Source organism: Acidaminococcus sp. CAG:542 (assembly GCF_000437815.1).
Taxonomy (GTDB): Bacteria; Bacillota; Negativicutes; order Acidaminococcales; family Acidaminococcaceae; genus Acidaminococcus.
This window is the reverse complement of record NZ_FR902071.1, coordinates 5,372-14,669: the sequence shown is the minus strand read 5'-3', so window position 1 is coordinate 14,669 and position 9,298 is coordinate 5,372. Positions and strand designations below refer to the sequence as shown.

General features: G+C 60.1%; 6 protein-coding genes, 1 tRNA gene and 1 other annotated feature (1 of these 8 only partly in view). Of the genes, 6 read left to right on the top strand and 1 reads right to left on the bottom strand.

Translation table 11 applies throughout. The annotated features are described in order from the left end of the window. The 3 genes from QVO43_RS05525 to QVO43_RS05515 all read left to right on the top strand — a co-directional run. Window positions 1-523 (top strand): hypothetical protein (locus QVO43_RS05525; RefSeq protein ID WP_288174586.1); only part of this gene is annotated, 523 nt, incomplete at its 5' end. Window positions 524-844: 321 nt separating this feature from the next. Further along, window positions 845-2,602, top strand: coding sequence for an ABC transporter ATP-binding protein (locus tag QVO43_RS05520; protein WP_022487562.1), 1,758 nt, complete (start codon window positions 845-847; stop codon window positions 2,600-2,602). Further along, entirely contained in the window at window positions 2,595-4,235 is a 1,641-nt protein-coding gene (locus QVO43_RS05515; RefSeq protein ID WP_022487561.1) for an ABC transporter ATP-binding protein, read from the top strand. The genes QVO43_RS05520 and QVO43_RS05515 overlap by 8 nt, the downstream gene beginning before the upstream one ends. A 76-nt stretch (window positions 4,236-4,311) precedes the next feature. On the opposite strand, the gene QVO43_RS05510 is transcribed toward QVO43_RS05515, so the two are convergent. Continuing rightward, window positions 4,312-5,328: a hypothetical protein gene (locus QVO43_RS05510; RefSeq protein ID WP_022487560.1), complete on the bottom strand. Its 1,017-nt coding sequence runs from the start codon at window positions 5,326-5,328 to the stop codon at window positions 4,312-4,314. A gap of 92 nt (window positions 5,329-5,420) precedes the next feature. Further along, window positions 5,421-5,615 (top strand) — a binding site (T-box leader). Window positions 5,616-5,651: 36 nt separating this feature from the next. Between QVO43_RS05510 and pheS the strand changes: the two genes are divergently transcribed. The 3 genes from pheS to QVO43_RS05495 all read left to right on the top strand — a co-directional run. After that, a complete protein-coding gene (pheS, locus tag QVO43_RS05505) occupies window positions 5,652-6,674 on the top strand; it encodes a phenylalanine--tRNA ligase subunit alpha (RefSeq protein ID WP_022487559.1) in 1,023 nt (340 codons plus the stop codon). A gap of 17 nt (window positions 6,675-6,691) precedes the next feature. Beyond that, window positions 6,692-9,130 (top strand): phenylalanine--tRNA ligase subunit beta, encoded by a 2,439-nt coding sequence (gene pheT / locus QVO43_RS05500; RefSeq protein WP_022487558.1) that lies wholly within the window; start codon window positions 6,692-6,694, stop codon window positions 9,128-9,130. A 105-nt stretch (window positions 9,131-9,235) separates the two neighbouring features. Then, window positions 9,236-9,298, top strand: a tRNA-Asp gene (locus QVO43_RS05495); it runs 33 nt beyond the window's last position.

Sequence of the window (9,298 nt, the reverse complement as noted above, 5' to 3'; positions counted from 1 at the left end):
GGTTGGGGGAACGGCCCTGGCCCGGGAACCGGAGATCATGTCCAATCTGGGAGCCATTACCATCAGCTGTTCCATCTACCCAAGCCAGGCCGGGGTGGCGGGGGTGCGTACCGGCATTTCCCAGAGCCAGGTGGAGGAGGTGCTGGGGGCGCCCCAGTCGGTGAAATACGGCCGGGGGACCATGGAATATTCCTATCCTTCCCGTACGCTGCTTTTGGTGCATTTCAGCCCGGAAATGCCCTATCTGCTCATGGACATCAAAACCACCAACCGGGAAGATGCCACAGTGGACGGGGTCCGGCCAGGGATGGCGGAAACGGTGCTGAACGATGTGTACGGCCAGGCGGACGCCGTCTGGACCAAAAAGTATGAATCTCCCAAGATTCCGGAAGAGGACAACCAGAAGAACCACGACCGGCTGGACGAAACCATCTATGAATACCATGCCAACAAAACCACCACCCTGGCCTTCAAGGTAAGGCAGGGCGTGATCCGGGAGATCCACGTGCATCAGGCGGAGTGAGGAAGAGAAGAAGTCAGATTCGGCCCTGACGGGCCTTGAGACGTCAGACGTCAGTTTTGTACGTTGGGAACAAGTGAAGAGTGAAGAGTGAAGAGTGTGACGGTGTGGATCCAATGCCCCATTGCGGTGCCGTAGGGGCCTCACGCCGGGAGGCCCGCCAGATGCAGGACCGTTCTGTTTATCGCGGGTCAAGCTGACATCTGACTTCTGAAAGGCCCGCCAGGGCCGTTCTGACTTCTTTTTCAAAAAGTTTATCTTTCCCCGCCTTCCAGTGCTGTATACTATAAAGATACAACGACAGCACTGGGGGGCGGTTTTTTTATGTTTGAAGGCAGAATCCGGGAGGTGGAGCGGCCGGATCGGATCCTTTCCTATTTTGGACAGGAAAAGGCCGTCCTGCTGGTGGTGACGGTCACCGGCATCCTGTACAACCTGGGCATGGGGGCGGGGCCCTATTTTGAAGGCCAGCTGGCCCAGTGCCTCTACGACATTTTCCAGGGCAAAGCCACTGCCGGGGACATGATCCGTCTGGCAGCTTTGTATGTGGGGGTGATCTTCCTGGTCCAGTTGTCCCGGGCCGGGAAGCGCTACAGTGTGCGGCTGTTTTCCAACCGGGTGAGCCGGACCATGCGCCATACCCTGTACCACAGCCTGGTGCGCCTGGAAGCCCGGCAGCTCCAGCAGGAAAACCTGGGGAACCTGATGACCAAGGCCATGGGGGACGTGGATGCCTGTGCGGAAGGGATGCGGAAATTCACCACGGAAGTGTTCGACACCGGGGTGGTGATGGTGGTGTACCTGAGCCTGCTGCTGGCCTACGACTGGCGGCTGACCCTGCTGGCCTGCAGCTTCACCCCGGCGGCCTACTGGATCGCCAACCGGCTGAAAAAGCAGGTGGCCCAGGCCAACGGGGTCTACAAGGCCACGGAAGCCCGGCTGAACACCCTGACCCTGGACCGGGTGAGCCATGCTCTGACCTACCGGATCTACGGCCAGGAACAGAACCGGGATGCCGCCTACGAAAACCAGCTGACCGCCTACGAAAAGGCCAGCGCCCGGGCCAACATCTTTGAAGGGGCCCTGGGGCCTTTGTACGATGCCATTGCCATGGCGGGCACCGGGATGATCTTCTGGTTCGGGGCGAAAAATGTCCAGGGCACCGGGTGGGAACTGTGGAACATTGCCAGTTTCACCACCTTTTTGGCCTGCTTCACCAAACTGGCGGTAAAGACCAGCCATGCGGCCAAACTGTTCAATGCGGTCCAGAAGGCCCAGGTTTCCTGGCAGCGGATCAAGCCCCTGCTCCAGCAGGCGGCTCCGGAAGGGGAAGAACAGCCACTGGGGCCGGTGGAACCGGCGGATCTGGAAGTCCGGGACCTGGCCTGCCATTATCCGGGCCAGGAGGAAGGCCTTTCCGGGATTTCTTTTGCCGCTCATCCCGGGGACATTATCGGCATTACGGGACCGGTGGCCTGCGGAAAGAGCCTTCTGGGGAAGGTGTTCCTGGATGAAGTGCCCTGGACCGGGACCCTGCTGTGCCATGGGGAAGATTTCCATACCCTAGACCGGGAACGGCGCCGGAGCCTTGTTTCCTATCTGGGCCACGATCCGGAGCTCCTCAGCACTTCCATTGGGGAGAACATTGCCCTGGGAGACCCGGTGGATGTGGAAAAATACCTGGCCATGACCAATCTGGCAGAAGAGGTGGCGGCCATGCCCCAGGGAGTGGATACTCCGGTGGGCAGCGAAGGCACCCGGCTTTCCGGCGGGCAGCAGGCCCGGATCGCCCTGGCCCGGACCCTGGCCCATGCCCGGTCGGTGCTGGTGCTGGACGATCCTTTTGCGGCAGTGGACCGGAAAGGGGAAACGAAGATCCTGGAGAACATCCGCCGGGCTTTCCCGGACCGGGTGATCCTTTTGATTTCCCATCGGCTCACCCATTTCCCGGAATTTACCGGGGTCCTGTTCCTGGAAGAGGGACGAGGGGTCTTCGGGACCCATGCAAAGCTCATGGAGCAGGAGCCCGGCTATGCCCGGCTGGTAAAGCTTCAGCAGGAAGGGGTGGATCTGGATGAGTAGGAAGAATCCTGTTTGGGAAAGCGTGAAGGGAACCCTCCGGGCCCATCCCCGGTCCGGAGCCCTGGTGGCGGTGCTGGTGGTCCTTTCTGTGGGCACCTCCCTTTTGCCGCCCCTGGTGCTGGAACGGGCGGTGAACAGCCTGACGGAAGGACGGGGGATCCCCTGGCAGCTGGGCCTCTTGTACATCGGTCTTACGGTGCTGTCGGACTGCTGCGAAACCGCCCAGAACGGGGCCATTACCCTGTTCGGCCAGAAGGTGACCCACGGTCTCCGGTCCACCCTGTGCGCCAAACTGGACCGGCTGCCGGCCCGGTACTTCACCGGCCATCCCAGCGGCCAGACCACGTCCATTTTTGTCAACGACGGGGACACCATCGATGCCCTGTATTCAGACGGGATCGTGGGGATGCTGGCGGATGCCTGCAAGCTGCTGGGGATTCTGTGGATCCTGTGGAGCCGGAGCCAGGGGCTGTTCTGGATCCTATGCCTGCTGCTGCCCCTGCTGTTTGGGCTCACCCGGCACTTCCAGAAAGGGACCCTGGCCGCCCAGCGGGAAAACCGCCGGGCCATCGGGCGGGTGAACAGCCATGTGCCGGAAACCATCCGGAACATCCGGACCATCCATTCCCTGGGGAAGGAACAGTATATGGAAGACCGGTACGATACCCTGATCACCGACAGCTTCCGGGCCATCAACCGGGCCAATGTGTTCGACGGGATCTATTCTCCCATTATCCTGGTGACCCAGGCGGCAGTGGTGGCGGTGATCATGGTGGGGGCGGCCCTGGGCCCTGGCTGGGCGGATCTCTTCGGCCTTTCCGTAGGGTCCGCCGTGGCGGTGATCGCTTATGTGGGGAAAATCTTCGGGCCCCTGGAGAGCATCGGCATGGAAATCCAGAGCATCCAGAGCGCCATGGCCGGGATCCAGCATATCGGGGAATTCCTGGATGAAGAGGAGCGGACTTCTGTGAGCCGGGAACCGCTGCCGGAAGGAATCCGGGACAAGGCAGTGGCTTTTTCCCATGTGACCTTCGGGTATGATCCGGCCCGACCCATTTTGAAGGACTTTTCCTGCAGCCTGGAGCCGGGGGAACAGGTGATCCTTATGGGGCCCAGCGGCTGCGGCAAAAGCACCCTGTTCAAGCTGCTCCTGGGGCTGTACGGCCCCCAGCAGGGGACGGTGGCCCTGATGGGATACCGGGCCGGGAGCCTGCCGGAAGAGGAGAAACGGAGCCTGTACGGCTGTGTGGAACAGGAATTTTCTCCGGTGCCCGGTACCGTAGGGGACCAGGTGACCCTGGGAGATGGATCGGTGACTGCGGACCAGACGGACCGGGCCCTGGAACTGGTGGGCCTGCAGGAGGCGGTGGACCGGCTGCCCCAGGGGAAGGACACCCCCATGGCGGACGGGCTGTTCTCCCAGGGAGAACTCCAGCTGCTGAACATTGCCCGGGCCGTTGCCAAAGAACCCCGGCTGCTGCTCTTGGACGAAATCACTGCCAACCTGGACAGCCAGACGGAAGAAAAGGTACTGAAAGCCCTGGAAAGGGCCGCCCAGGGCCGCAGCGTCCTCAGCATCTCCCACCGGTTCTCCCGGATGATGGAAGGGCAGAGGATCATCAGGATGGGGTAACGGGCTGTCAATGGTCACTGGTCTCTGGACGATCCAGTGACCATTGACAAAAAAAGGTGCCCGGAGGCACCTTTTTTTAATATCCCAACTTTTTCTTCAGCTCTTCCATATCCTTTTCCGTCAGGAAGGGCCGGATCAGGCCCAGGTAGTATTCCGCTTCTTTTTCCCGGCCGGCTTTGTGACAGGCCTGGGCTCCTCCGGCGGCCAGCCGGAGGACTTCCGGATTGGGGCCCAGGGGGATGGCTTCCTTCTGGGCGAAGGCGGCCAGTTCTTCCCGGGTGGCCGGTTTCCCGTCCAGCTTCTGGTTTTCCGCCAGGGTCTGGAGCTGTTTTTTGGCTTCTTCCGAATCTTGGAAGTTCAGGCTCATGAGATAGGCGTACCGGGCTCCCTGCCAGTCTTCCTTATGGAGCAGCAGGGCTCCCTGGTTCCGGTAGCACCGGGCCAGGTCAGCAGGACGGAAGGCCTCACGGAACGCTTCCCGGTTCACCCGGCCGAAGCTTTCCCAGTCGGCCTCATCCTTCAGCACCGCCAGATAGGCCGCCCGCACCGGGGCGCTGGCCGGATCCCACCGGAGCCCTTTTTCCAGGGCCTTCCGGGCGTTTTTCAGGTTCCCCTGGGCCAGTTCCAGTTCCCCCTGGACCAGATACAGCAGGTGGAAGGGGAAGGGGGCCTGCTGGACGTTCTTTTTCGGCTGGTAAAACTGCTGGAACAGCACCATTTCCATGGGTTCTGCAAAGGACCGGAATTCCACTTCCGAATCCGGCTGGAACAGGGCGGAATGTTCCGCTTCCTGGATATGGGGGGCCAGCAGCTCCCGGGCCTTGTCAAAATCCCGGGCAGCGGTCAGCTTCCGGGCTTCTTCCAGATGAGCCCGGAATTTGTCGAAAGCCTGGCTGAACATGTCTGCAAAATGCTGGCGGCTTTCCTCCGGCATCAGCTTGTACAGCAGCTGGCTGCAGAACCGGGCGATTTCCCGGTGGAGAGGGTGGTCCCGGTACAGTTCCATGCACCCCTGCAGGTATTTGATGTCTTTCTGGGAGTTCCCGGTCAGGTTCTCCCGGATGGATTTTACAATGGATTCCAGTTGTTCCATGATTTTTCCTCCGATTCGTGGCAATGTATCTACTATTATACAGCCCTTGCCCCCTTCCTTCAACTGTGCTATAATGGTTCCATTCAATTCCATACCTTGCCATGAACAGGAGAGTACGCATTTCCGGAGGTCACAGAGAGTGGGGAGCAGGTGGGAGCCCCGCACGGAAAGAAATGGGGAAGTTCACCTGGGAGCAACCGGACTGAACGGAGTAGGCCCGGCGCCGGCAGCGTTATCGGCCAGATGAGTGAAAAAATAGGGTGGTACCGCGAACCTTCGCCCCTTGTGGGGACGGAGGTTCTATTTTTTTAGGAGGCGTGAACATGAGTGACAAACTGCAGGAACTGCGGGAGAAGATCCAGAAGGATCTGAGCGAAGTCAAAAGTGTGGAAGATCTGAAGAACATCCGGGTCCAGTACCTGGGCAAGAAGGGGGCCTTGACCTCCATTCTCCGGAGCCTGGGAGACGTGGCGGCGGAAGAACGGCCGAAAATCGGCAAAATGGTCAACGAAGTCCGGGCCAAGGTGGAACAGCGGATCAACGAACAGATGAAGCTCCTGGAAGCCCATCAGATGGAAGAAAAACTGGCCAGTGAAACCCTGGACTTTACCCTGCCGGGACGGAAACCGGCCCTGGGCCATCTCCATCCTGTGACCCAGACCCTCCGGGACATCAAGAAAGTCTTCATGCGCATGGGATTCGAAGTGGTGGAAGGACCGGAAATCGAAACGGACTACTTCAACTTTGAAGCCCTGAACCTGCCCAAGGACCATCCGGCCCGGGACATGCAGGACACCTTCTACATCACTGACGACATCCTGCTCCGGACCCAGACTTCCGGGGTACAGGCCCGCACCATGCAGAGCCGGGAACCCAACAGCCCTATCCGGATGATCTGCCCGGGCACCGTGTACCGGAACGACTATGACGCCACTCATTCCCCCATGTTCCATCAGGTGGAAGGGCTGGTGGTGGACAAGGACATTTCTCTGGGGGACCTGAAAGGGACCCTGGAACTGTTCTGCAAGGAAATGTTCGGGGACAGCGTAAAGATCCGGCTGCGGCCCAGCTTCTTCCCCTTTACAGAACCCTCCTGCGAAGTGGATATCAGCTGCGTCATGTGCGGGGGCAAAGGCTGCCGGGTGTGCAAGAACTCCGGCTGGCTGGAAATCCTGGGGGCCGGGATGGTGCATCCCAACGTGCTGCGGATGAGCGGCTACGACCCGGACAAAATGAAGGGCTTTGCCTTCGGGATGGGCGTGGAACGGATTGCCATGCTGCGGTACGGCATCGACGATCTCCGTCTGTTCTTCGAAAATGACCTGCGGTTCATCCGTCAATTCTAAGAGGGAGGCAAAGAGATATGTTAGCTTCTATTAATTGGTTGAAACAATATGTGGATATTCCCGTAACGCCGGAAGTGCTGGCGGACAAACTGACCCGGGTGGGCCTGGAAGTGGAACAGGTGATCCATCTGGGAGAAGGCCTGGAAGGGGTCATCACCGGGAAGGTGGCCCAGATTGAACGGCATCCCAATTCTGACCATCTGTGGATCTGCCAGATGGACCTGGGCGGGGATGCTCTGGTCCAGATTCTCACCGGGGCCCAGAATGTGCACCAGAACGACATGGTGCCTGTAGCCGTGGTGGGCTCCCATCTGCCCAATGGCATGACCCTGAAACCGGCCAAGATGCGGGGCCTGGATTCCAACGGCATGCTGTGCAGCGCCGGGGAACTGGGCATCGACGCCAAACTGCTGCTGCCGGAACAGCGGGACGGGATCTTCATCCTGCCGGAAAGCACCCCCATCGGGGTGGATGTGAAGAAGCTGCTGGGGCTGGACGATGTGGTACTGGATATCGACCTGACCGCCAACCGCAGCGACTGCTTCAACATGCTGGGCCTGGCCCGGGAAACTGCCGCCGTGCTGGGACAGACCCTGCGCCTGCCCAAACTGGCCACCAAAGACGAAGCCGCCGGGAACGTTGCTGACTGCGCCAAAGTGGAAATCGGCTGTCCGGACCTGTGCACCCGGTTTGCCATGCGGATGGTGAAGGATATCCAGGTGACGGAATCTCCGGAATGGATGCAGAAACTGCTCCGGGCTGTGAACATCCGTCCCATCAACAATGTGGTGGACGTGACCAACTATGTGATGATGGAACTGGGCCAGCCCATGCATGCCTACGACTATGACACGGTGAAGGACCACACCTGGATCGTCCGCCGGGCGGAAGAAGGGGAGACCCTGGTGACCCTGGACGGCCAGAAACGGGACCTGAACCCCAACATGATTGTCATCGCCGATCCGGAAAAGGCCATCGGCCTGGCCGGTGTCATGGGGGGCCTGGCTACGGAAGTCACCGGCAAGACCGTAAACGTCATGCTGGAATCCGCCACCTTCTACGGTCCCAGCATCCGGCACACCTCCAAGGACCTGGGCCTGCGCAGTGAAGCCTCCCAGCGGTTCGAACGGGGCGTGGACACCATCCGGGACCATGACGCCCTGGACCGGGCCGTCCATCTGCTGGAAGAAATGGGGGCCTGCAAGGTCGTAGCCGGTGTGGTGGAAGACTACCCGGTGCCCCAGGAACCGGTAAAGATCAAGGCGGTGCCGGAAGCCCTCCGCCGGCGGATCGGAACGGAAGAAATCACCGACGAACAGATGCGGACCATCCTGGAAGGGCTCCGGTTCCAGGTGGAACCCCAGGCCGACGGCAGCTGGCTGGTGACCGTCCCCACCTGGCGGAACGACTGCACCTGCGATGCGGACCTTTCCGAAGAAGTGGCCCGGATGTACGGCTATGACAAGATTCCGTCCACCCTGCCCCAGCTGGATATGGCCCGTGGGGGACAGGCTCCCATGGAAGATGTAAAGGACAAGGTACGGAACTGGCTGGCTGACGCCGGACTGGACGAAGTGATGACCTACACCTTCATCAACGCCGGGGACTTTGACAAACTGGGCCTGGCTGCCGAAGACAGCCGCCGGCAGGCCGTCCAGATCATTAACCCCATCAGCGACGACTTCCGGACCATGCGGACCACCATGGTGCCCAGCCTGCTGAACACAGCCGCCTACAACCTGGCCCGGCAGAACGACCGGGTGGCCCTGTTCGAAGTGGGGCGGGTGTTCCTGCCCAAAGCCCTGCCTCTTACGGAACAGCCGGCGGAAAAGACCCGTCTGTGCGTGGTGCTGGCCGGGAAACGGAACGAGCTGAACTGGACCGAAAGCAAGGATGCGGTGGATTTCTTCGACCTGAAAGGGGATCTGGAAGGGGTGCTGGACGTGCTCCAGGCCCGGAACGTGACCTACGCCAAACCGGAAGAGAAATTCCTCCATCCCGGGAAGAGCTGCACGGTGCTCCACAACGGAAAGGCCGTGGGCTTTATGGGGGCTCTCCATCCCCAGGTACAGGAACGGTTCTGTCTCAGCGCTGAAACCTATGTGCTGGAAATGGATCTGAACAGCTTTGTGGAAGAAGCGGAACGGATTCCCCAGTTCACCCATATTCCCCAGTTCCCCAGCACCAGCCGGGATATTGCTGTGGTGGTGCCCAAGACCGTCAGCGCCGTTGACCTGATGGCGGAGATCCGCAATCAGGCCGGCCCCCTGCTGAAGGATGTGCGGCTGTTCGACGTGTACAGCGGCAAGCAGGTGAAGAACGGCTGCAAGAGCGTGGCCTTCAGCCTTACCTTCCAGGATCTCACCCGGACCCTCCAGGACAAGGAAATCAACGACATCATTAACCAGGTGGTGAAGAAAGTCCAGGAACGGTTCGAGGCAGAGCTGAGAGAGTAGGAGGTTGCTGCCTCTGCTGACAGGTTTTTCCAAAAACCTGTTGACAAAAATCCCTTTCTATCGTATACTAAACAAGTCAGCGGCGCTGGAAAGCAAAGCGACAACGGCCCAGTAGTTCAGTTGGTTAGAATGCCGCCCTGTCACGGCGGAGATCGTCGGTTCGAGTCC

Coding starts and splice junctions, on each gene's coding strand:
- QVO43_RS05520 (WP_022487562.1), top strand. CDS start 845: ATGTTTGAAGGCAGAATCCGGGAGGTGGAGCGGCCGGATCGGATCCTT.
- QVO43_RS05515 (WP_022487561.1), top strand. CDS start 2,595: ATGAGTAGGAAGAATCCTGTTTGGGAAAGCGTGAAGGGAACCCTCCGG.
- QVO43_RS05510 (WP_022487560.1), bottom strand. CDS start 5,328: ATGGAACAACTGGAATCCATTGTAAAATCCATCCGGGAGAACCTGACC.
- pheS (WP_022487559.1), top strand. CDS start 5,652: ATGAGTGACAAACTGCAGGAACTGCGGGAGAAGATCCAGAAGGATCTG.
- pheT (WP_022487558.1), top strand. CDS start 6,692: ATGTTAGCTTCTATTAATTGGTTGAAACAATATGTGGATATTCCCGTA.